The 21103-nt window shown below is 71.6% G+C and carries 18 protein-coding genes and 4 tRNA genes; 16 read left to right on the top strand and 6 right to left on the bottom strand.

Annotated features, from left to right (window positions below):
* Nucleotides 1–3 precede the first annotated feature (3 nt).
* Both ABDB74_RS18245 and ABDB74_RS18240 read right to left on the bottom strand, forming a co-directional pair.
* Nucleotides 4–1095, bottom strand: a complete 1092-nt coding sequence (locus ABDB74_RS18245; RefSeq protein WP_346620162.1) for a 2-oxoacid:ferredoxin oxidoreductase subunit beta — start codon at nt 1093–1095, stop codon at nt 4–6.
* A complete protein-coding gene (locus ABDB74_RS18240; protein WP_346620161.1) occupies nt 1092–3062 on the bottom strand; it encodes a 2-oxoacid:acceptor oxidoreductase subunit alpha in 1971 nt (656 codons plus the stop codon). The genes ABDB74_RS18245 and ABDB74_RS18240 overlap by 4 nt, the downstream gene beginning before the upstream one ends.
* A 180-nt stretch (nt 3063–3242) precedes the next feature.
* Here ABDB74_RS18240 and htpX point away from each other — a divergent pair, with 180 nt between their 5' ends.
* Nucleotides 3243–4121, top strand: coding sequence for a zinc metalloprotease HtpX (gene htpX / locus ABDB74_RS18235; RefSeq protein ID WP_346620160.1), 879 nt, complete (start codon nt 3243–3245; stop codon nt 4119–4121).
* Nucleotides 4122–4131: 10 nt separating this feature from the next.
* Here htpX and pstS read toward each other — a convergent pair whose 3' ends face one another.
* Together pstS and ABDB74_RS18225 are read right to left on the bottom strand one after the other, a co-directional pair.
* Nucleotides 4132–5232, bottom strand: a complete 1101-nt coding sequence (gene pstS, locus ABDB74_RS18230; protein ID WP_346620159.1) for a phosphate ABC transporter substrate-binding protein PstS — start codon at nt 5230–5232, stop codon at nt 4132–4134.
* Between the two features lie 118 nt (nt 5233–5350).
* Complete coding sequence (locus ABDB74_RS18225) at nt 5351–5842, bottom strand: YajQ family cyclic di-GMP-binding protein (RefSeq protein WP_346620158.1); 492 nt, start codon at nt 5840–5842, stop codon at nt 5351–5353.
* Between the two features lie 104 nt (nt 5843–5946).
* On the opposite strand from ABDB74_RS18225, the gene ABDB74_RS18220 reads away from it, so the two are divergent.
* A tRNA-Tyr gene (locus ABDB74_RS18220) sits at nt 5947–6028 on the top strand.
* A gap of 57 nt (nt 6029–6085) precedes the next feature.
* Here the strand turns inward: ABDB74_RS18220 and ABDB74_RS18215 are convergent.
* Nucleotides 6086–6517 (bottom strand): pilus assembly protein TadG-related protein, encoded by a 432-nt coding sequence (locus tag ABDB74_RS18215; RefSeq protein WP_346620157.1) that lies wholly within the window; start codon nt 6515–6517, stop codon nt 6086–6088.
* 641 nt (nt 6518–7158) lie between these two features.
* Between ABDB74_RS18215 and ABDB74_RS18210 the strand changes: the two genes are divergently transcribed.
* The 6 genes from ABDB74_RS18210 to ABDB74_RS18185 all read left to right on the top strand — a co-directional run bounded on the left by ABDB74_RS18210 (nt 7159) and on the right by ABDB74_RS18185 (nt 11164).
* On the top strand, nt 7159–9696 hold the full coding sequence (locus ABDB74_RS18210) for an EAL domain-containing protein (protein WP_346620156.1): 2538 nt from the start codon (nt 7159–7161) through the stop codon (nt 9694–9696).
* Nucleotides 9697–9792: 96 nt separating this feature from the next.
* A tRNA-Thr gene (locus tag ABDB74_RS18205) sits at nt 9793–9865 on the top strand.
* Between the two features lie 56 nt (nt 9866–9921).
* Nucleotides 9922–9995: transfer RNA gene (locus tag ABDB74_RS18200), tRNA-Met, on the top strand.
* 107 nt (nt 9996–10102) lie between these two features.
* Nucleotides 10103–10267, top strand: coding sequence for a 50S ribosomal protein L33 (gene rpmG, locus ABDB74_RS18195; RefSeq protein WP_346620155.1), 165 nt, complete (start codon nt 10103–10105; stop codon nt 10265–10267).
* A 31-nt stretch (nt 10268–10298) separates the two neighbouring features.
* Complete coding sequence (locus ABDB74_RS18190; RefSeq protein WP_346620154.1) at nt 10299–10745, top strand: MaoC family dehydratase N-terminal domain-containing protein; 447 nt, start codon at nt 10299–10301, stop codon at nt 10743–10745.
* Entirely contained in the window at nt 10742–11164 is a 423-nt protein-coding gene (locus ABDB74_RS18185) for a MaoC family dehydratase (RefSeq protein ID WP_346620153.1), read from the top strand. The genes ABDB74_RS18190 and ABDB74_RS18185 overlap by 4 nt, the downstream gene beginning before the upstream one ends.
* Nucleotides 11165–11233: 69 nt before the next feature.
* On the opposite strand, the gene ABDB74_RS18180 is transcribed toward ABDB74_RS18185, so the two are convergent.
* The gene (locus ABDB74_RS18180; protein ID WP_346620152.1) at nt 11234–12487 is read right to left on the bottom strand and encodes a pyridoxal phosphate-dependent aminotransferase; all 1254 of its coding nucleotides are present in this window, start codon (nt 12485–12487) and stop codon (nt 11234–11236) included.
* Between the two features lie 227 nt (nt 12488–12714).
* Here ABDB74_RS18180 and ABDB74_RS18175 point away from each other — a divergent pair.
* From ABDB74_RS18175 to rpoB, 8 genes are all read left to right on the top strand, one after another.
* A tRNA-Trp gene (locus ABDB74_RS18175) sits at nt 12715–12790 on the top strand.
* A gap of 70 nt (nt 12791–12860) precedes the next feature.
* On the top strand, nt 12861–13388 hold the full coding sequence (secE, locus tag ABDB74_RS18170) for a preprotein translocase subunit SecE (protein ID WP_346620151.1): 528 nt from the start codon (nt 12861–12863) through the stop codon (nt 13386–13388).
* Nucleotides 13389–13434: 46 nt separating this feature from the next.
* A complete protein-coding gene (gene nusG, locus ABDB74_RS18165; protein WP_346620150.1) occupies nt 13435–14340 on the top strand; it encodes a transcription termination/antitermination protein NusG in 906 nt (301 codons plus the stop codon).
* Between the two features lie 50 nt (nt 14341–14390).
* On the top strand, nt 14391–14819 hold the full coding sequence (rplK, locus tag ABDB74_RS18160) for a 50S ribosomal protein L11 (protein ID WP_346620149.1): 429 nt from the start codon (nt 14391–14393) through the stop codon (nt 14817–14819).
* 105 nt (nt 14820–14924) lie between these two features.
* Nucleotides 14925–15644 (top strand): 50S ribosomal protein L1, encoded by a 720-nt coding sequence (gene rplA, locus ABDB74_RS18155; RefSeq protein WP_346620148.1) that lies wholly within the window; start codon nt 14925–14927, stop codon nt 15642–15644.
* 352 nt (nt 15645–15996) lie between these two features.
* Complete coding sequence (gene rplJ, locus ABDB74_RS18150) at nt 15997–16623, top strand: 50S ribosomal protein L10 (protein WP_346620147.1); 627 nt, start codon at nt 15997–15999, stop codon at nt 16621–16623.
* Nucleotides 16624–16640: 17 nt separating this feature from the next.
* The gene (rplL, locus tag ABDB74_RS18145) at nt 16641–17033 is read left to right on the top strand and encodes a 50S ribosomal protein L7/L12 (protein ID WP_346620146.1); all 393 of its coding nucleotides are present in this window, start codon (nt 16641–16643) and stop codon (nt 17031–17033) included.
* A 535-nt stretch (nt 17034–17568) separates the two neighbouring features.
* A complete protein-coding gene (gene rpoB / locus ABDB74_RS18140) occupies nt 17569–21078 on the top strand; it encodes a DNA-directed RNA polymerase subunit beta (RefSeq protein ID WP_346620145.1) in 3510 nt (1169 codons plus the stop codon).
* The last annotated feature ends 25 nt before the right edge of the window (nt 21079–21103 follow it).

Below are 21103 nucleotides of genomic sequence, written 5' to 3'. Positions count from 1 at the left end.
TCGTCAGGCCTTCACTTCCCAGGTGTCGCCGCCGGCGAGCAGGGCGTCCAGATCCCCGGGGCCCTGCAGGGTGGCCTCGTGGAGCTGTTCGGCCATCATCGCCTCGTAGCTGGGCTTCGCCACCTTCCGGAAGACCCCCATCGGCGTGTAGCGGAGGTCCTGGCTGGACAGCCGGGACAGCGCGAACGCGTAGGACGGGTCCTCGCGGGTCGCGTCGTGGACCACGATCTCGCTCGCGTCGACCTGGTTGGTCTCGGCGATCCGCAGCCCGCCGAACTCGTCGCGGACCACGCACGAGGCACCGTCCGGGCCGAACACCAGCGGCTTGCCGTGCTCCAGCGGGATCGTCCACATCGGGCCCGTGGCCGGGTCCTTGAGCAGGTCGAACGCGCCGTCGTTGAAGATGTTGCAGTTCTGGTAGATCTCCACCAGCGAGGTGCCCTGGTGCTCGGCGGCCTGCCGGAGCACCTCCGTGAGGCCCTTGCGGTCGGAGTCCATGGCACGCCCGACGAAGGTGGCGTCGGCGCCCAGGGCCAGCGACACCGGGTTGAACGGGTGGTCCAGCGAGCCCATCGGCGTGGACTTGGTGACCTTGCCGACCTCGGAGGTGGGCGAGTACTGGCCCTTGGTCAGCCCGTAGATCCGGTTGTTGAACAGCAGGATCGTCATGTTGACGTTGCGGCGCAGCGCGTGGATCAGGTGGTTGCCGCCGATCGACAGCGCGTCGCCGTCCCCGGTCACGACCCACACCGACAGGTCGGGGCGGGAAGCGGCGAGGCCGGTGGCGATCGCGGGGGCGCGGCCGTGGATCGAGTGCATCCCGTAGGTGTTCAGGTAGTACGGGAAGCGCGACGAGCAGCCGATGCCCGAGACGATCACCATGTCCTCGCGGGCGATGCCGAGGCTCGGCAGGAAGCTCTGGACCGCGTTGAGGATGACGTAGTCACCGCACCCGGGGCACCAGCGCACCTCCTGGTCGGTCTTGAGGTCCTTGGCCTTGAGCGCCGTCTGCTTCTCGCCCTGGCTCGCGACCGAGGCGGTGATGGCGTCCGCGATCGGGCCTTCGACGGGCATACCGAGGTCGATGGTGGTCACTGGAGTGCTCCGTTCACAGCGGCAGGGTTTCCGGTGTCGATGGCGTCCTGGATGACCGCGGCCAGCTCGGCGGCGCGGAAGGGCAGCCCGCGCACCTGGGTGTGGCTCTGGACGTCGACCAGGTACTTCGCGCGCAGCAGCAGCGCCAGCTGCCCGAGGTTCATCTCGGGGCAGATCACCCGGTCGTACCGGGCCAGGACCTCGCCGAGGTCGGCCGGGAACGGGTTGATGTGCCGCAGGTGGATCTGCGCGACCTTGCGGCCGGAGGTGCGGATCCGCCGGCAGGCGGCGCCGATCGGGCCGTAGGTGGAGCCCCACCCGATGACGGCGACGCGCGCGTCGCCGTCCGGGTCCTCGACGTCGGTGGCCGGGATCGAGGCGGCGATGCCGTCGATCTTCGCCTGCCGGGTGCGGGTCATGAAGTCGTGGTTGGCCGGGTCGTAGGAGATGTTGCCGGTCCGGTCGGCCTTCTCCAGCCCACCGATGCGGTGCTGCATGCCCGCGGTGCCCGGGATGGCCCAGGCGCGGGCCAGGGTCTCGGGGTCGCGCAGGTAGGGGAGGAACTCGCCGTCCTCGCCGTTGGGCTCGGTGGCGAAGGCGGCCGACCCGGTGAGGTCGGGGAGCGAGTCGGTGGCCGGGATCGCCCACGGCTCCGCGCCGTTGGCGAGGTAGCCGTCCGACAGCAGCATGACCGGCGTCCGGTAGGTCAGCGCGATCCGCGCCGCCTCGACGGCCGCGTCGAAGCAGTCGCCGGGGGAGCGCGGGGCGATGACCGGCACCGGCGCCTCGCCGTTGCGGCCGAACATCGCCTGCAGCAGGTCCGACTGCTCGGTCTTCGTCGGCAGACCTGTGGAGGGGCCACCGCGCTGGACGTCGACGATGACCAGCGGCAGCTCGGTCATGACCGCCAGCCCGATCGTCTCCGCCTTGAGCGCCACGCCGGGGCCCGACGTCGTCGTGATGCCCAGCGCACCGCCGAAGGAGGCGCCGAGGGCCGCACCGATGCCGGCGATCTCGTCCTCGGCCTGGAACGTGCGCACGCCGAAGGCCTTGTGCCGGGACAGCTCGTGGAGGATGTCCGACGCCGGGGTGATCGGGTAGGCGCCGAGGAACACCGGCAGCCCCGACCGCTGGCCGGCGGCGACGAGCCCGAGGGCCAGCGCCTGGTTGCCGGAGATGTTCCGGTAGCGGCCCGGCTTCATCGGGGCCGGCTTGATCTCGTAGGAGACGGCGAAGGCCTCGGTGGTGTCGCCGTAGTTGTAGCCGGCGCGGAACGCGGCGATGTTGGCCGCGGCGATCTCCGGCTTCCGGCGGAAGGTGCGCTCGAGGAAGCGGATCGTGCCCTCGGTGGGGCGGTGGTACATCCACGAGAGCAGGCCGAGCGTGAACATGTTCTTGCTGCGCTCGGCCTCCTTCTTGCCCAGGCCGGAGTCGGCGAGCGCGTCCAGGGTCATCGACGTCAGCGGCACGCTGACGGTCTGCCACCCCTCGAGCGAGCCGTCGTCGAGCGGGTTGGTGGCGTAGCCGACCTTGGCCAGGTTGCGCGGCGTGAACTCGTCGGAGTCGACGATCAGCAGGCCACCGCCGGGGAGTTCGCCGAGGTTGGCCTTGAGCGCGGCCGGGTTCATCGCCACGAGGACGTCCGGGGCGTCGCCCGGCGTCATGACGTCGTGGTCGGCGAACTGCAGCTGGAAGGAGCTGACACCCGGCAGGGTGCCCGTCGGCGCCCGGATCTCGGCGGGGAAGTTGGGCAGCGTCTTCAGGTCGTTGCCGAAGGACGCCGTCTCGCTGGTGAAGCGGTTGCCGGTCAGCTGCATGCCGTCGCCGGAGTCACCGGCCAGCCGGATCACGACGCGGTCGAGCTCCACGACGCTCTTGACGAGCCCGCCGGGGGCCGAGCTGGACACCGTGGTGGCCAGGGCGCCGTTCGAGTCCGAGGGCGCGACGGTCGGGTTGGTGCCAGTCATCAGCGGTCTACCTCCACCGGGCGAGGTTACGTGCGTGTGTCGGCGGCCGGGCTGTGCAACCGGACACGCTGCAGCGGCGACGATTTCACCGCGTTCGGGGGTGACAACCGTGCCGGTGGCTCCGTCATTCCACCGGGGGACGGCGGGAACGGGGGCCCGGAGGACGACGTTGGAGCGGACGTGCATCGCTGGAACAACGGACTGAAGACCGCCCTGCTCCTGGGCCTCATGGGTGGGCTGATCCTGATGGCGGGTGCGCTCATCGGCGGGCGCGGTGGCCTGCTCATCGCGCTGGTGATCGCGCTCGGCGTCAACGGCTACGCGTACTTCAACTCCGACAAGCTGGCGCTGCGGTCGATGCGGGCCTTCCCGGTCACGCAGACCCAGGCGCCCGCGCTCTACGCGATCGTCCGCGAGCTGGCCACCGAGGCGCGGCAGCCGATGCCGCGGCTCTACGTCAGCCCGACGGCGCAGCCCAACGCCTTCGCCACCGGTCGCAACCCACGCAACGCCGCCGTCTGCGTCACCCAGGGAATCCTGGAGCTGCTGGACCGCCGGCAGCTGCGCGGTGTGCTCGCCCACGAGCTCTCGCACGTCTACAACCGCGACATCCTGATCAGCTCGGTCGCCGGCGCCATGGCCACGGTGATCACCTACCTGGCGCACATGGCGATGTTCGCGTCGCTGTTCGGTGGCCGGTCCGACGCGGACCGCGGCGGCGGCAACATGATCGGCGGGCTGCTGCTCATGCTGCTCGGCCCGCTGGCCGCCGGGATGGTGCAGATGGCGGTCAGCCGCAGCCGCGAGTTCCAGGCCGACGCCTCGGGTGCCGAGCTGTCGCAGGACCCGCTGGCGCTGGCCGACGCCCTGCGGGTGATCGAGCGGGGGACGGCGGCCCGGCCGCTCCCGCAGGAGGAGCGGCTGGTCACCCAGAGCCACCTGATGATCGCCAATCCGTTCCGCGGCCAGGGCCTGGCGTCGCTGTTCGCCAGCCACCCGCCGATGCCGGAGCGGATCGCCCGGCTGGAGCAGATGGCCCGGGAGTCCGGCCGCGGCTGACGCGCTCGGGTCAGGTGGCCCGGACCGCGTCGATCGCGTCCAGGGCCTGCTCCCGGAGGCCGTCGGAGATGGGCGCGGACCCGGCGACCTCGGCGGCGGCCTGCTGCCCTTCGGGGCTGACGACGTAGGTCATGAAGGCCTGGAGCCGCTCGGCGACCTCCGGGTCCTCGTACTCCATGCAGCCGATGTGGTAGCTGACGAGCACGATCGGGTACTCGCCGGACCCGGTGGTGTCCCGGTTGAGCTCGATGACGACGTCGTGCTCGCTGCGCCCCTCGAGGCGCGGGGAGTTCTCGACGACGGCGGCGGCGGCCTCGGCCGTCGGGGCGACGAACTCGTCGCCGACGCCGATGTTCGCGACGCCGAGGTCTCCGGCCTGGCTCAGGTCGGCGTAGCCGATGGTGCCCTGCCCGCCACCCACGGCGGCCACGACGCCGGAGTTCCCCTGGGCCGCCTCACCGCCGGCGACCGGCCAGGTGCCGTCGGGCTCGTGCGGCCACCCAGGGCCTGCCGCGGCGGCCAGGTATTCGGTGAAGTTCTCGGTGGTGCCGGAGTCGTCGGCGCGGTTGACCGGCGTGATCGGCAGGTCCGGCAGCGCGGTGCCGGGGTTGTCGGCGGCGATCGCCGGGTCGTTCCAGGTGGTGATCCGCTGGTCGAAGATGCCGGCGAGGGTCTCGGGGGAGAGGTTGAGCTGCTCGATTCCCTCGAGGCTGTACACGACGGCGATGGGGGAGATGTAGTTCGGCAGTTCGAAGACGCCGGAGGGGCCGCAGCGCTCCTCGGCCTGCGCGAGCTCCTCGGAGTCCAGCGCCGCGTCGGAGCCGGCGAAGTCGGTGCCGCCGGCGAGGAACTGCTCGCGGCCGCCGCCGGAGCCGATGGGGTCGTAGCTGACGGTCACCCGGGGCTGGACGGCGGTGAAGCCGGCGGTCCAGCCCTGCATGGCCGCCTGCTGGGCGCTGGAGCCGGCGCCGACGAGGGGGCCGCTGAGCAGCTCGACCCCCTCGTCGACGCTCCTGCGCTCGTTGGGCGGGACGTAGCTCGCCACGAAGACGGCGAAGCCGCCGACGACCACCGCGCCGGTCAGGGCGGCGATGCTTCTGCGGGGGGTCACAGGGGCCTTCCACGGGTCGGGCGGCGCCCGGGACGGGCGTCGGCCCTCGACAGTACGACCCGGTGCGACCGGACCGCCGACGCCGTCCCGGGGCTCCGCCGCCCGCCGGGTCGGCGGCTCAGCGGTAGTTGTCGAACTGGAGGGCGACGTCGAGGTCCTTGCCGCGCAGCAGCTGCTGCACCGCCTGCAGGTCGTCCCGCTTCTTGCCGGTCACCCGGAGCTGGTCGCCCTGGATCTGCGCCTGCACGCCCTTGGGGCCCTCGTCGCGGATGATCTTCGCGATCTTCTTCGCGGTGTCGGACTCGATGCCCTGCTTGATCTTCGCGCCGATCTTGTAGCTCTTGCCGGAGGCCTGCGGCTCTCCCGCGTCGAGCACCTTGAGCGAGATGCTCCGCTTGACGAGCTTCTCCTTGAAGACCTCCAGCGCCGCGGCCACCCGCTCCTCGGTGTCGGCCTGGAGCGTCACGCCGTCCTCGCCGGCCCACGCGATGGTGGCGTTCGTGCCGCGGAAGTCGAAGCGCTGCGAGAGCTCCTTGCCCGCCTGGTTGAGGGCGTTGTCGACCTCCTGCCGGTCGACCTTGCTGACGACGTCGAAGGATGCGTCGGCCATGTCGTTCCTCTCCGTCCCGGACGGGCCCGGTCCCGGGCGCCGTCGCCGGGGACCCGTCACACGCGGGGTCCCCCGTCTTGTAGTCTCTCCCGCGTACCAAACGCGGCGGGTTGCCCGAGTGGCCAATGGGAGCGGACTGTAAATCCGTCGGCTTAGCCTACGAAGGTTCGAATCCTTCACCCGCCACACCCGGTACGACGGCCCCCGACCACCCGGTCGGGGGCCGTCGCCGTCCCGGCCGGCTCACGGCAGCGTGGGCGCCCGCGCGCCCGACACGGCGGTCCGCTCCAGCGGCTGCCCGCCGAGGAACAGCCAGCCGAACGCGATGTCGACGTGGCGGGTGCACCGCACGGTCACCTCGGCGCCGTCGGTCTCGGCCGACCAGCTGTCCAGCCGCACCCCGCCGTCGGCGAGCTGGTCGGCCACCGCAGCCTGCGCGGCGGCGCGGGTGAGCGGCAGCTCGGTGCCGACCCCCCGTGCGTAGAGGACGGCCTCGTCGGCCTGGTTGGCCGCGGCGAGCGCGGCGCCGTCGCAGACCGACTGGACCTCCTGCTGCTCCAGGAAGGCGTCGGAGGCCGCGATGCCGCCGACCACCATGAGGGCCGCCACCAGCCAGCAGACCAGCACGAAGGGCAGCGTCGAGCCGCGCTCGCGATCGTCCTGGCCGGGGTGCACGCGCCGGAGCGTAAGCACCGGTCCGTCGCCGTCCACCACCTGTGGACACGATCTGTGGACACTGTGGACGACGGTTCACCCGTCCCCGTGGCACCCGGCTCTCCCTGTGGACGCCGACGGCCCCGACGGTGCGTCCAGGACGGGTCTGCCTCCTCGGTGGATACGCATCGTGTGATCAAAGTGACGGATGGTCACGACATGACGATCTTCGCGGCGTGTCCTCGCCGACAAGCTTGCCGCCGGTCGTGACGGGAAGGAGTGTCTCCCGCGCGGTCCGTATTCGACGACGCCTTGCCCCGCGCGTGGATGGCTGCCGCGCCAGCCAATCAGTCGTGCTCAGAGGGAGACGTCCATGAACAGCAGCATGCAGCGAGAGTCCCAGTCCGCCCGCGGCGTCCGTTGGGGTCGCGGCGTCCGTTGGGGTCGCGGGGTCCGTTGGGGCCGCGCCCAGGCCTGACCGACCCGAACGCCCGCACCACGGGGCGGCCGCTCCCCGGAGCGGCCGCCCCGTGGCGTTCCTGCACGTGGACGCCGATTTCCCCTTCCGGCCGACTGACTCTTCCGGGGCGGATGGGGCTGGTGGTGACCGATCTCGCTGTTAGCCTTCGCCCGCCCAACCGACCCGGGGAGCGCAGGTACACGTGGCTGAGCAGGACCTTGGCGCGCCTGGCCGGCCGCACCCGGCGCGCAGCCCGTGGGCGGTCGCGCTGCTGGCGGTGTCGCTCGCCGTCCCGCTCGGTGCGGCCGTCCTCACGCGCGGCCCCGAGGACGTGGACCTCGCAGTCCTGATCGCGGTGTTCCTCACCGCCGTGGTGGCCGAGTGGGTGTACGTCCACATCGAGTTCCGCACGCAGAGCTTCGTCAACTCGGCCAGCGAACTGGCCTTCGTGATCGCCCTGCTCGAGATCGGCGGCGTGTGGACGGCCGTGACCCGTGCCGGCGCGGTCGGGCTGGTGCTGGTGATCCAGCGGTTCCCGGCGCCCAAGATCGTCTTCAACGTGGCCGTGGCGGTGATCGAGACCGCCGTCGCGGTGTTCGTCCTCTCGTTGCTGCCGGCGGGCGACGTGACCTCGCCGCTGACCTGGCTGTCCAGCCTGGCCGCCATCTTCGCCGCCAACGCCGTCGCCGCGTGCCTGGTGGCCGGCGCCATCACCGTGACCCAGGGCTATCCGGGCCGCACCGTCTGGACGAGCCTGCTCGTGCCCGTCGTCGTCGTGCAGCCCGTGGCGGTGCTCATCGGCCTGGCCATCGTGCTGCTGCTGCACGCCACCCTCTGGGGCTGGCTGCTCATCGCCCCCCTGGCCGCGGCGCTCGTGCTCCTCTACCGCCGGTTCGCGGAGGTGACCCGCGAGGCGCACTCGGTGCAGCGGGTCTACGAGTTCGCGCGCACGGTGGAGCAGGTGGGCCCCGACGAAGCCGGCACCCGCCAGATCGTCCAGGCGGTCCGGGAGCTCCTGAACGCCGAGCGCGTCGCCCTCTGGCTGCCGCCCTACCTCGACGAGGGGCCGCGGCTCGTGGTGTCCGCCGAGGACGGCGCGGACTGGTACGACGGTCCCGGTGACCCCGACGACCCACTGCGGCGCCGGGCGGTCGCGTCGACCGGCGGTGCGGTCTACGTCTCCCTGGCCCGGGCCGACCAGGTGGAGATCGCCGCGCTCGGCCGCCGGGGGGCGACCGAGCTGCTGGGCGCGCCGGTGACCACGGCCGCGGGGGAGCCCGGATACCTCGAGGTGTGCGACCGGCGCAGCGACACGGCGTCCTTCGGGCGCAGCGAGCGCGGCGCGCTGGACTCGATGCTCACCCACGTCAACGCCGCGATCCGGCAGCAGCAGCTGCTCACCCGGATCCGCTACGACGCCGACCACGACCGGCTGACCGGTCTGCCGAACCGGCAGCGCATGGCCGCCGAGATCGGCCAGCTCCTGTCGGCCGAGCCCGGGGGTGGCCGGGCCGGCCTCATCCTCGCCTGCCTGGGCACCTACGGCGACGTCACCGACACCCTGGGTCACGCGGCCAGCGACGAGCTGCTGCTCGTCACCGCCGGGCTGCTCCGCGAGCACGCCCCGCCGGGCGCCCTCCTGGCCCGCATGGAGCGCGAGCAGTTCGCCGTGCTCCTGCCCGGGCTCTCGCTGGCGGCGACCGAGCAGGCCGCCCGCCGGCTGCGGGAGGCGGCCGCGACCCGCGTGCGCGTCGCCGGGCTGGACCTCGAGGTGTCGCTCACCATCGGCGTCGCCGCCGCCCCGGTGCACGGGACCGACGCCGGGACGCTCATGCAGCGGGCCGACGTCGCCCTGCTGGCCGCCGGTGGCTCCGGCGGCGTCGCCAGCTACCACCCGGTGCTCGACCAGCAGAGCCTGCGCCGGCTGCAGCTGGGCACCGAGCTGGAGCAGGCCATGGCCGACGGGCAGATCGGCGTGGTCTACCAGCCGGTCATCGACGCCCAGACGTCGGACATCGTGTCGGTGGAGACGCTCGTCCGCTGGACCCATCCCCGGTACGGCAGCATCCCGCCCGAGGACGTGATCGGCCTGGCCGAGCAGATCGGCCGCATCGGCGCCGTGACCGACCACGTCCTCGACCTGGCACTGGCGCGCTGCCGGCGATGGCTGGACCAGGGCATCTCGCTCTCGGTGTCGGTCAACATCTCCGCCCGGTCGCTGACCGAGCCGGACCTGGTCGACCGGATCCGGCGCGCGCTGGAGCGGCACGAGGTGCCCGGGCAGCTGCTCGTCCTGGAGCTCACCGAGAGCAGCGTCGTCGACGACTCCGTCCGCGAGTCCACGGTGCTCGAGGACCTGCACGACCTCGGGATCTCGCTGTCCATGGACGACTTCGGCACCGGCTACTCGTCGCTGTCGCAGCTGCGGCAGCTGCCCATCGACGAGCTGAAGATCGACAAGTCCTTCGTGCTGACGATGGCCACCAGCCAGGGGGAGTCGTCCATCGCGCGCTCCATCATCGAGCTGGCGCACAACCTGGGGCTCTGCGTGGTCGCCGAGGGCGTCGAGGACGAGATGACCCGCAACCAGCTGGCGACCATGGGCTGCGACAAGCTGCAGGGTTTCCTGATCAGCCGGCCGTTGCCCGAGGACCGGCTGGAGAAGTGGCTGCTGGCGCGCACCGGGATCCGCTCCGTCGCCCCCGGTGCCACCCACCGCCGACTGTTCGTCCGGACCTGACTGATAGAGTCCTCCCGCACGGTTCGGAGGGGACCTGCGCCCCCGGCGCAGACCCGGCCAGCACGGCCAGGTACAGTCTTCGACGGCTCGGAGCACGCCCCTTTAGCTCAGTCGGCAGAGCGTCTCCATGGTAAGGAGAAGGTCTACGGTTCGATTCCGTAAAGGGGCTCTGGCAGTAAGCTGACCTACCGGTCCTGTCGTGAGACCGGGCCGCGTGGTCATCCCGGCGGTGTAGCTCAGCCTGGTAGAGCAAGCGGCTCATAATCGCTGTGTCACCGGTTCAAGTCCGGTCACCGCTACTCCCGACGGACCCCGCACCCCGGGGTCCGTCGCCGTGTCGGCCCCCGGCCGCCACGGCACGAGGACCCGGAGCGGGTCCTCGCCCGACAAGGCTAGGAGCACTCCTGTGGCAGCCACCGACATCCGTCCGAAGATCACCCTGGCCTGCCAGGAGTGCAAGAACCGCAACTACATCACCCGCAAGAACCGGCGGAACGACCCCGACCGGCTCGAGCTGAAGAAGTACTGCCCGCGCGACCGCAAGCACACGCTGCACCGCGAGACCCGCTGACGGTCCGGCGCGGCTGAGCGAGGGCGGGAGCATGACGCTGGACCTGGACCTGGTCGGGCGCAGCTACCCGCCCTCTGCCGTCTACGAGGTGGGCCGGGCCGCGATCGCCCAGTTCGCCGCCGCGATCGGCGCCGACGACCCGCTCCACCGGGATGCGGACGCGGCCCGCGCCGCCGGCCACCCCGACGTCATCGCGCCGCCCACCTTCGCCATCGTGGTCAGCCTCGAGGCGGCGTTCGTCGTGCTGAGCGACCCCGACGTCGGGCTCGACTTCAGCCGGGTGGTGCACGGCGAGCAGAAGTTCGCCCACCACCGCCCGATCCGCGTCGGCGACCGGCTCGTGGCGACGACCACGATCGACGCCGTCCGGAGCGTGGCGGGCAACGACCTGCTCACCACCCGCGTCGACCTCTCCACGGAGGACGGCGAGCCCGTCTGCACGGCGACGTCGATGCTCGTCGCCCGGGGCGCGGCGTGACCCTCGACCACGGCGACGTCGCCGTCGGCACCGAGCTCCCCGAACTCGTCGTCCGGGTCACCCGCGCGGACCTCGTCCGGTACGCCGGCGCCTCCGGTGACTTCAACCCCATCCACTGGAGCGACCGGGTGGCGACCTCGGTCGGCCTGCCCGGTGTCATCGCCCACGGGATGTTCACGATGGCCCTCGCGGCCCGCGCCGTGACCGCCTGGAGCGGTGATCCCGCGGCCCTCGTCGAGTACCACGTCCGGTTCGGCCGCCCGGTCGTCGTCCCCGACGACGACCGCGGTGCCGAGGTGACGGTCCGGGGCAAGGTGGGGGCCCTCCTGGAGGGCCGGCGTGCCCGCGTGGACCTGACGGTCACCAGCGACGGCGAGAAGGTGCTCTCCCTGGCCCGGGCCACCGTGCAGCTGCGGTGACCCCTCGCGCAGCCCGCTGAGGCCCCGTCCCCCTTCTCGCGGAGGCGTGAGGGGGGACGGGGTCCTCGTTCAGTCGGCTTGACCGAGCAGCCGCTGCAGCCGGCCGACGCCCTCGACGAGGTCGTCGTCGCCCAGGGCGTAGGACATGCGCAGGTACCCGGGGGTGCCGAACGCCTCACCGGGCACGACGGCGACCTCGGCCTCGTCCAGGATCAGCTCGGCCAGCTCCACGCTGCTGTGCGCCGTGCGGCCGGCGATCTCCCGGCCGAGCAGCCCCTTCACCGACGGGTAGACGTAGAACGCCCCCTGCGGCTCGGGGCAGGCGACGCCGGGGATCTCCCGCAGCATCGACACGATGGTCTGCCGGCGCCGGTCGAACGCCTGGCGCATCGTGGCCACCGCGGACAGGTCACCGGTCAGCGCCGCCACCGCCGCCGCCTGCGAGACGTTGGCGACGTTGGACGTGGCGTGCGACTGCAGGTTCGTCGCCGCCTTGACGACGTCGGCCGGGCCGAGGATCCAGCCGACCCGCCAGCCGGTCATGGCGTAGGTCTTGGCCACGCCGTTGACGACCACGCAGCGGTCGGCCAGCTCGGGCACCAGCACCGGCATCGAGGGGGCGGTCGCCCCGCCGTAGGTGAGGTGCTCGTAGATCTCGTCGGTGAGCACCCACAGCCCGTGCTCGGCGGCCCACCGGCCGATCTCCTCGACCTGCTCGGCCGGGTAGACCGCACCGGTCGGGTTCGAGGGCGAGCAGAACAGCAGCACCTTGGTCCGCGGCGTGCGGGCCGCCTCGAGCTCCGACACCGAGACCAGGTAGCCGCTCTGCTCGTCGGCGACCACCGGCACGGGCACCGCGCCGGCGAGCGCGATCGCCTCCGGGTAGGTCGTCCAGTACGGCGCGGGCAGCAGCACCTCGTCGCCCGGGTCGAGCAGGGCGGCGAACGCCTCGTAGACGGCCTGCTTCCCGCCGTTGGTGACCAGCACCTGGTTGGCGGCGACCTGCAGGCCGGAGTCGCGCGCGGTCTTGGCCACGATCGCGTCCTTGAGCGCGGGGAGGCCGCCGGCCGGGGTGTACCGGTGCATCGCCGGCTGGCGGCACGCGGCGGCGGCGGCCTCGACGATGTAGTCCGGCGTCGGGAAGTCCGGCTCCCCGGCCCCGAACCCGATCACCGGCTTGCCGGCGGCCTTCAGCGCCTTGGCCTTGGCGTCGACCGCCAGCGTCGCGGACTCGGCGATCGCGCCGACGCGGCGGGAGATGCGACGCTCGGTGGCCGGCTGGTCGGTCGGGTGGGCGGGCTCCGGGGCGGAGGCGGCGGTCATGGGCCCATCGTGTCAAAGACGGCGGCGGGCGGGCGGGGCGACCGCCGCCGTGGCCGCGCGGGCCGCCGCCGGGTGGTGGCCCGGCAGGAGGTTGGCCGACCGCCGGGCCGGTCCCGTACACTTGCTGGCCTCGGGGCAGTTGACCCCGCCACCGGCGTGCCCCGGATCTCTCCCGAGGTCGGGTGCCACCGCGGCGGGACGGCGGTCCCGGGGCCCGCTCAGGGCACAGGGGTGTAGCTCAATTGGCAGAGCAGCGGTCTCCAAAACCGCAGGCTGCAGGTTCAAGTCCTGTCACCCCTGCCAGCACGATCCCGCACCACACGGCAGACGGCCCTCGCGCGAGCGGCCACCACGACGAGGCGAGCGAGGCGCAGTGAGCGACGAGAAGCCGGACCGCGAGGACGACGCTCGCGCCGCCTCCGACGCCGAGCTCACCGACGAGCAGCTCGACCACGAGGCCCCGGGCGTCGACGACGCCGGGGCGCTCGAGGCCGCCGAGGACGAGGTGGTCGGCGAGGCGGAGTCCGAGGAGGACAAGGTCGTCGCCGGGCCCACCCGTCGGCGGCGCGGCCGGATCACCGCCGACGACGACGAGGACGAGGAGCCGGCGCCCCGCACACGGCGCGCCGCCAGCACCGCGTCGGTCCCGGCCCGCGAGGGCGCCCCGACGCGCTCCCGGGCAGCGGCGGAGCGTGACCGGGCCGAGGAGAACCGGCCCCGGCGTTCGCTCCTGCGGTTCCTCCGCGAGGTGGCCGCCGAGCTGCGCAAGGTCATCTGGCCGGGCCGGCGCGAGCTGATCACCTACACCACCGTGGTCATCGTGTTCGTGGCGTTCATCGTCGCCCTGGTGGCCGGGCTCGACCTGCTCTTCGCACAGGGCGTGATCGCCGTCTTCGGCTGACCCGTCGTCCCGTGCCTGAACGCCCCCTGAGAAAGAAGAGACTTCTGTGACCGACCCCCGCGAGCCCTTCGAGACCGACAGCGCGGTCGAGGGCATCGATCTGGACGACGCCCGCTTCGACGCGCGTGGCACCGCCGACGTCGAGACCGGCGCCGGCGAGGCCAACGCCGCCGAGGGCTCCAGCGACACCGCCGACATCGCCGCAGGCGTCCCCATCTCCGACGGCGAGGTGGCCGACGTGACCCCGGAGATCGAGAGCGGCGACCCCGACACCCTGGGCACCGACCCCCTCGCCGAGCCAGCCGCCGACTCCGACCTCGCCGTCGAGGAGGACGAGGACCCGGCCGAGGCGATGAAGAAGGCGCTGCGGATCGCACCGGGCGACTGGTACGTCGTCCACTCGTACGCCGGCTACGAGAACAAGGTGAAGACCAACCTCGAGGCGCGCATCCAGTCCCTCGACGTGGAGGACTACATCTACCAGATCGAGGTGCCCACCGAGGAGGTCACCGAGATCAAGAACGGCAAGCGGTCGCAGGTCAACCGCAAGGTCCTGCCGGGGTACCTGCTGGTCCGCATGGAGCTCAACGACGAGTCGTGGGGCGCGGTCCGCAACACCCCCGGCGTCACCGGCTTCGTCGGCGCCACGTCCAAGCCCTCGCCGCTCACCCTCGACGAGGTCGTCAAGATCCTCGTCCCGGCGACCGCCCCGCAGGCACCGCGGGCCGCCGAGGCGGCCGCGTCGACCGGTGGCGGCGCTGCCGCCGCCCCGGCCGCCGTCGTCGACTTCGAGGTCGGCGAGTCGATCACCGTCATGGACGGCCCGTTCGCGACGCTGCCCGCCACCATCAACGAGATCAACGCCGAGCAGCAGAAGCTGCAGGTGCTGGTTTCCATCTTCGGCCGCGAGACGCCCGTCGAGCTGTCGTTCAGCCAGGTCCAGAAGATCTGACGGACGAGCCCCGAAGACTTCACCACCCAACCTGAACCGGAGAACAGAGCATGCCCCCCAGGAAGCGGTTGACCGCGGTCATCAAGCTCCAGATCAACGCCGGTGCGGCCACCCCCGCGCCGCCCGTGGGTCCGGCGCTGGGCCAGCACGGCGTCAACATCATGGAGTTCTGCAAGGCGTACAACGCCGCGACCGAGTCGCAGCGCGGCAACGTCATCCCCGTGGAGATCTCGGTCTTCGAGGACCGGACCTTCACGTTCGTCACCAAGACCCCGCCGGCGGCGCGCATGCTGCTCAAGGCCGCCGGTGTCGAGAAGGGCTCGGGCGAGCCGCACAAGACCAAGGTCGCCTCGGTCACCCGTGACCAGGTCCGCGAGATCGCCCAGACGAAGATGGCCGACCTCAACGCCAACGACCTCGAGCAGGCCGAGAAGATCATCGCCGGCACCGCGCGGTCGATGGGCATCACGGTCAAGTAGGCAGGATCCCGTTGCGCACGCAGCGGGCCGCTCCAGCAGCAACTGTGGGAGGGCCACGCCGGCCCGTGCACCACACGACCGGGCGCAGCCCGGAGAGGAATCACCATGGCGAAGCACGGCAAGAAGTTCCGCGCCGCGGCCGACAAGGTCGACCGCGACAACCTGTACACCCCGCTCCAGGCCGCCTCGCTGGCCAAGGAGACGTCGACGACCGCCTACGACGCCACCGTCGAGGTCGCCATGCGGCTGGGTGTCGACCCGCGCAAGGCCGACCAGATGGTCCGTGGCACGGTCAACCTGCCCCACGGCACCGGCAAGACCGCCCGCGTCATCGTCTTCGCGACCGGTGACAAGGCCGCCGAGGCCGAGGCCGCCGGCGCCGACGTCGTGGGCTCCGACGACCTGATCGAGCGCATCCAGGGCGGCTTCCTGGACTTCGACGCGGCGATCGCGACGCCGGACCAGATGGCCAAGGTCGGCCGGATCGCCCGCATCCTCGGCCCCCGCGGCCTGATGCCGAACCCGAAGACCGGCACCGTGACCCCCGACGTCACCAAGGCCGTCAACGACATCAAGGGCGGGAAGATCAACTTCCGCGTCGACAAGCAGGCCAACCTGCACCTGGTGATCGGCAAGACGTCGTTCGACCAGACCAAGCTGGTCGAGAACTACGCCGCCGCGCTCGACGAGGTGCTCCGGGCCAAGCCCGCCGCCGCCAAGGGCCGGTACGTCAAGAAGGTCACCATCTCCACGACGATGGGCCCGGGCATCCCGGTCGACCCGAACCGCACCCGCAACCTCACGGTGGACGAGCCGACCGCCTGACACGCGACCGAAGGGGCCCCGCCGCGCAGCTGCGCGGCGGGGCCTCCGCCGTCCCGGGGGTGGGTTCGCGTGATCCACGTCCCTTCCGACCGGGTGGTCGCCGCCGGCGCCACCGGATGGCGTATCCTTCTGGCTGTTCCCCCCAAGACCGCTGGTCGTCGCACGTCCGCGTGCGATCGAAGGGCCCGGATACCGGGCGGCCCGCGCAGGAGGACGGTTCGAGAGTCGGGTGCCGATGTGCGCCCGCCCTTCGCCCCGTGCGCCCTGCGCCGGGGCGTTTCGTGTCTCCGGGGCGTCGATCGCCCGTCGTCGTGCCGCGGCCAGAGGTCGCCCGACAGACGAGAGGAGGCCCATGCCCACGCAGGCGAAGGCCGCGGTGATCGACGAGATCACCGAGCGGTTCCAGTCGTCCAGCGCAGCGGTGCTCACCGAGTACCGCGGGCTGACCGTGGCCCAGCTGACCCAGCTGCGCCGTTCCCTCGGTGAGGGCAGCAGCTACGCCGTCGTCAAGAACACCCTGACGAAGCGTGCGGCGGACCAGATCGGGTTCTCCGACCTGGGCCCGCTGCTCAACGGCCCCACCGCGATCGCCTTCATCCAGGGCGACCCGGTGAACGCCGCCAAGGCCATCCGTGACTTCGCGCGCGCCCACCCGCTGCTCGTCGTCAAGGGCGGCGTGGTCGAGGGCCGCACGGTCGACGCCGCCGAGGTCACCCGCCTCGCCGACGTCGAGAGCCGTGAGGTCCTGCTGGCCAAGCTGGCCGGCGCGATGAAGGGCAACCTGACCAAGGCTGCCGGGCTGTTCCAGGCCCCGCTGTCGCAGGTCGCCCGGCTGGCCGCCGCGCTGCAGGAGAAGAAGGCCGCCGACGCACCGGCTGCCGAGGCTCCCGCCGCCGAGACCGCTGCTGCCGACACCACCCCTGACACGGCCGCCGAGGCCACCGAATCGCCGGCCGCCGACGCGGCCAGCGACGACTGATCCCAGAAGGAGACACCATGGCCAAGCTTTCCAGCGCCGAGCTGCTCGACGCCTTCAAGGAGATGACCCTCCTCGAGCTGTCCGACTTCGTGAAGCAGTTCGAGGAGACGTTCGACGTCACCGCGGCTGCCCCGGTCGCCGTCGCGGCCGCCCCGGCCGCCGGTGGCGGCGGCGGTGGCGACGAGGCCGCCGCCGAGCAGGACGAGTTCGACGTCATCCTCGAGGCTGCTGGCGACAAGAAGATCCAGGTCATCAAGGAGGTGCGCGGCCTGACCTCGCTCGGCCTCAAGGAGGCCAAGGACCTGGTCGACAACGCGCCGAAGCCGGTCCTGGAGAAGGTCGCCAAGGACGCCGCCGAGAAGGCCAAGGCCGCTCTCGAGGGCGCCGGCGCCACCGTCACCGTCAAGTGACCCCCTGCCCGGCGGTCTCGATCGCCGGGTACGTCACGGTCACGTGACCCCTCCCCGGCGTGAGCCGGGGATCGCACCACCCCGCACAGGGGCCGTCCTCCGCACGGAGGGCGGCCCCTGTGGCATGTGCGCAGGTCCCGTCCCCGGGCGCGGGAGGGCGGGGAGGAGGGGTCCTGCCCCTCGGCGTGGCGGTCCCGGTGACGACGGCCGGCTGGCATCATGGAGCCGGCGCACACCCCGCCGGCCCCGGTCATCCCGGGCCCGCGCGTCCCGGGATGTGGTGCCGGTCGCACCGGTACCCCCCGCGTGGACAACGCGCAAGAGCAGGGGTAGGGTCTCCTGTTGCGCTGCCCTCTGACTGCCTGCCCGCCAAGACGGGTCACGACGGGTGCCCGGGAATCCTCCGGGTGACTCCCGCGCTGACCCGTCGCAGGGCGTACGGCCGTCGCGGACAGCCTCGCCATTACCGACGACGACCCAGGACGACCCCGCAGCACACCGCCCGCACGTCGTGAGGTCCTTGGAAGGACGCATCTTGGCAGGCTCTCGCCCCACCAGCATCAACCCCAGCACCACCGAATCCGGCCCCTCGGGCATGCAGAACCAGTCTCCCGCGGCGGGTCCCCGCACCGGCGAGGCCGACCAGGCGAAGATCCCGGGCGCGCCGCTCCGCGTCTCGTTCGCCAAGATCTCCGAGCCGCTCGAGGTCCCCGACCTGCTGGCGCTGCAGACCGCGTCGTTCGACTGGCTGGTCGGCAGCCCCGAGTGGCGGGCCACCCTCTCGCCCGAGGAGCAGGCCGCGGCCGTCGGCGGCCTGGCCGAGATCCTCGAGGAGATCTCGCCGATCGAGGACTTCAGCGGCTCGATGTCCCTGTCCTTCTCCAACCCGCGCTTCGAGGACGTCAAGGCGTCCCTCGAGGAGTGCAAGGACAAGGACATGACGTACGCGGCGCCGCTGTTCGTCACCGCCGAGTTCATGAACAACACCACCGGCGAGATCAAGAGCCAGACGGTGTTCATGGGCGACTTCCCGATCATGACGAACAAGGGCACCTTCGTCATCAACGGGACCGAGCGCGTCGTCGTCTCGCAGCTGGTCCGCAGCCCCGGCGTCTACTTCGACAAGACGCTGGACAAGACCTCGGACAAGGACGTCTTCTCCGCCAAGGTCATCCCGAGCCGCGGTGCGTGGCTGGAGTTCGACGTCGACAAGCGCGACACCGTCGGCGTCCGCATCGACCGCAAGCGCCGCCAGCCGGTCACCGTGCTGCTGAAGGCGCTGGGCTGGGGCGAGGACCGCATCCGCGAGCACTTCCAGTGGTCGCCCACGATCCTCGCCACCCTGGAGAAGGACCACATCGCCGGGCAGGACGAGGCCCTGCTCGACATCTACCGCAAGCTGCGGCCGGGCGAGCCGCCGACGCGTGAGTCGGCGCAGGCGCTGCTGGAGAACCTGTTCTTCAACCCGAAGCGCTACGACCTGGCGAAGGTGGGCCGGTACAAGGTCAACAAGAAGCTGGGTGTCGACGTCCCGCAGGGCACGCAGACGCTGACCGAGGACGACATCGTCGCCACCATCGAGTACGTCGTGCGCCTGCACGCCGGCGAGCCCGAGCACGGCACCGACGACATCGACCACTTCGGCAACCGCCGCCTCCGCACCGTCGGCGAGCTGATCCAGAACCAGATCCGGGTCGGCCTGTCCCGCATGGAGCGCGTCGTCCGCGAGCGGATGACCACCCAGGACGTCGAGGCGATCACGCCGCAGACGCTGATCAACATCCGGCCGGTCGTCGCCTCCATCAAGGAGTTCTTCGGCACCAGCCAGCTCTCGCAGTTCATGGACCAGACCAACCCGCTCGCGGGCCTGACCCACAAGCGCCGCCTCTCGGCGCTGGGCCCGGGTGGTCTGTCCCGTGAGCGCGCGGGCATGGAGGTCCGCGACGTGCACCCCAGCCACTACGGCCGGATGTGCCCGATCGAGACCCCGGAAGGCCCGAACATCGGCCTGATCGGCTCGCTGTCCTCGTTCGGCCGGGTGAACGCCTTCGGCTTCATCGAGACGCCGTACCGCAAGGTCGAGAACGGCACCGTCACCACCCAGATCGACTACCTGACCGCCGACGAGGAGGACCGCTTCGTCGTCGCGCAGGCCAACAGCCCGCTCGACGCGCAGGGTCGCCTCGCCGAGGAGCGCGTCCTGGTCCGCACCAAGGGCGGTGAGGTCGACTACCTCGCCCCCGAGAACGTGGACTACATGGACGTCTCCCCGCGGCAGATGACCTCGGTCGCGACGGCGATGATCCCGTTCCTCGAGCACGACGACGCCAACCGCGCGCTCATGGGCGCGAACATGCAGCGTCAGGCCGTCCCGCTGCTGCGCAGCGAGGCGCCGCTGGTCGGCACCGGCATGGAGCTGCGTGCCGCCGTCGACGCCGGCGACGTCGTCGTGGCGGAGAAGGCCGGTGTGGTCGAGGACTCCACCGCCGACTACGTCACGGTCATGGCCGACGACGGCACCCGGCAGACCTACCGGCTGCTGAAGTTCCGTCGCTCCAACCAGGGCACCTCGATCAACCAGAGCCCCGTCGTCGACGAGGGCCAGCGGGTCGAGGTCGGCCAGGTCATCGCCGACGGTCCGTGCACCGACAAGGGCGAGATGGCGCTGGGCAAGAACCTGCTCGTCGCCTTCATGCCGTGGGAGGGCCACAACTACGAGGACGCGATCATCCTGTCGCAGCGCCTCGTGCAGGACGACGTCCTGTCCTCGATTCACATCGAGGAGTTCGAGGTCGACGCCCGCGACACCAAGCTCGGTGCCGAGGAGATCACGCGGGACATCCCGAACGTCTCCGAGGACGTGCTGGCCGACCTGGACGAGCGCGGCATCATCCGCATCGGTGCCGAGGTCGTCCCCGGCGACATCCTCGTCGGCAAGGTGACCCCCAAGGGCGAGACCGAGCTGACCCCCGAGGAACGGCTGCTGCGGGCGATCTTCGGCGAGAAGGCCCGCGAGGTCCGCGACACCAGCCTCAAGGTCAAGCACGGTGAGTCCGGCAAGGTCATCGGCGTCCGCGTGTTCTCGCGCGAGGACGGCGACGAGCTGCCCGCCGGCGTCAACGAGCTGATCCGGGTCTACGTCGCCCAGATGCGCAAGATCTCCGACGGCGACAAGCTCGCCGGCCGCCACGGCAACAAGGGCGTCATCTCGAAGATCCTGCCGCAGGAGGACATGCCGTTCCTCGAGGACGGCACCCCGGTCGACATCGTCCTGAACCCGCTCGGCGTCCCCGGCCGCATGAACGTCGGCCAGGTCCTGGAGACCCACCTCGGGTGGGTCGCCAAGCAGGGCTGGCAGGTCGACGGGGATCCGGACTGGGCGAAGAACCTGCCCGAGAAGGCGAAGGCCGCCGGGCCCGGCACCCGTACCGCCACCCCGGTGTTCGACGGCGCCAAGGAGGACGAGATCGTCGGACTCCTCGGCTCGACGATCCCGAACCGGGACGGCGACCGGATGGTCAAGGAGACCGGCAAGGCGCGGCTGTTCGACGGCCGGTCCGGGGAGCCCTTCCCCGAGCCGATCTCGGTGGGCTACGTCTACATCCTGAAGCTGCTGCACCTGGTCGACGACAAGATCCACGCCCGCTCGACCGGCCCGTACTCGATGATCACGCAGCAGCCGCTGGGTGGTAAGGCGCAGTTCGGTGGCCAGCGCTTCGGCGAGATGGAGTGCTGGGCGATGCAGGCCTACGGCGCGGCCTACGCGCTGCAGGAGCTGCTCACCATCAAGTCCGACGACATCCTCGGCCGCGTCAAGGTCTACGAGGCGATCGTCAAGGGCGAGAACATCCCCGAGCCGGGCATCCCGGAGTCGTTCAAGGTGTTGCTCAAGGAGCTCCAGTCGCTGTGCCTCAACGTCGAGGTGCTCTCCGGCGACGGGCAGGCGATCGAGCTGCGCGACACCGACGACGAGGTCTTCCGGGCCGCGGAGGAGCTGGGCATCGACCTGTCCCGCCGCGAGCCGTCGTCCGTCGAGGACGTCTGATCGGCCGCCGGCCGGCCCCGAGCCA

Origin of the sequence: Blastococcus sp. HT6-4 (assembly GCF_039679125.1) — a bacterium.
In the GTDB taxonomy this organism is placed as follows: domain Bacteria; phylum Actinomycetota; class Actinomycetes; order Mycobacteriales; family Geodermatophilaceae; genus Blastococcus; species Blastococcus montanus.
This window is presented reverse-complemented; position numbering and strand designations above follow the sequence as displayed.

Coding starts and splice junctions, on each gene's coding strand:
- rplK (WP_346620149.1), top strand. CDS start 14,391: ATGCCCCCCAGGAAGCGGTTGACCGCGGTCATCAAGCTCCAGATCAAC.
- rplL (WP_346620146.1), top strand. CDS start 16,641: ATGGCCAAGCTTTCCAGCGCCGAGCTGCTCGACGCCTTCAAGGAGATG.
- rplA (WP_346620148.1), top strand. CDS start 14,925: ATGGCGAAGCACGGCAAGAAGTTCCGCGCCGCGGCCGACAAGGTCGAC.
- ABDB74_RS18225 (WP_346620158.1), bottom strand. CDS start 5,842: ATGGCCGACGCATCCTTCGACGTCGTCAGCAAGGTCGACCGGCAGGAG.
- ABDB74_RS18190 (WP_346620154.1), top strand. CDS start 10,299: ATGACGCTGGACCTGGACCTGGTCGGGCGCAGCTACCCGCCCTCTGCC.
- ABDB74_RS18180 (WP_346620152.1), bottom strand. CDS start 12,487: ATGACCGCCGCCTCCGCCCCGGAGCCCGCCCACCCGACCGACCAGCCG.
- ABDB74_RS18240 (WP_346620161.1), bottom strand. CDS start 3,062: ATGACTGGCACCAACCCGACCGTCGCGCCCTCGGACTCGAACGGCGCC.
- rplJ (WP_346620147.1), top strand. CDS start 15,997: ATGCCCACGCAGGCGAAGGCCGCGGTGATCGACGAGATCACCGAGCGG.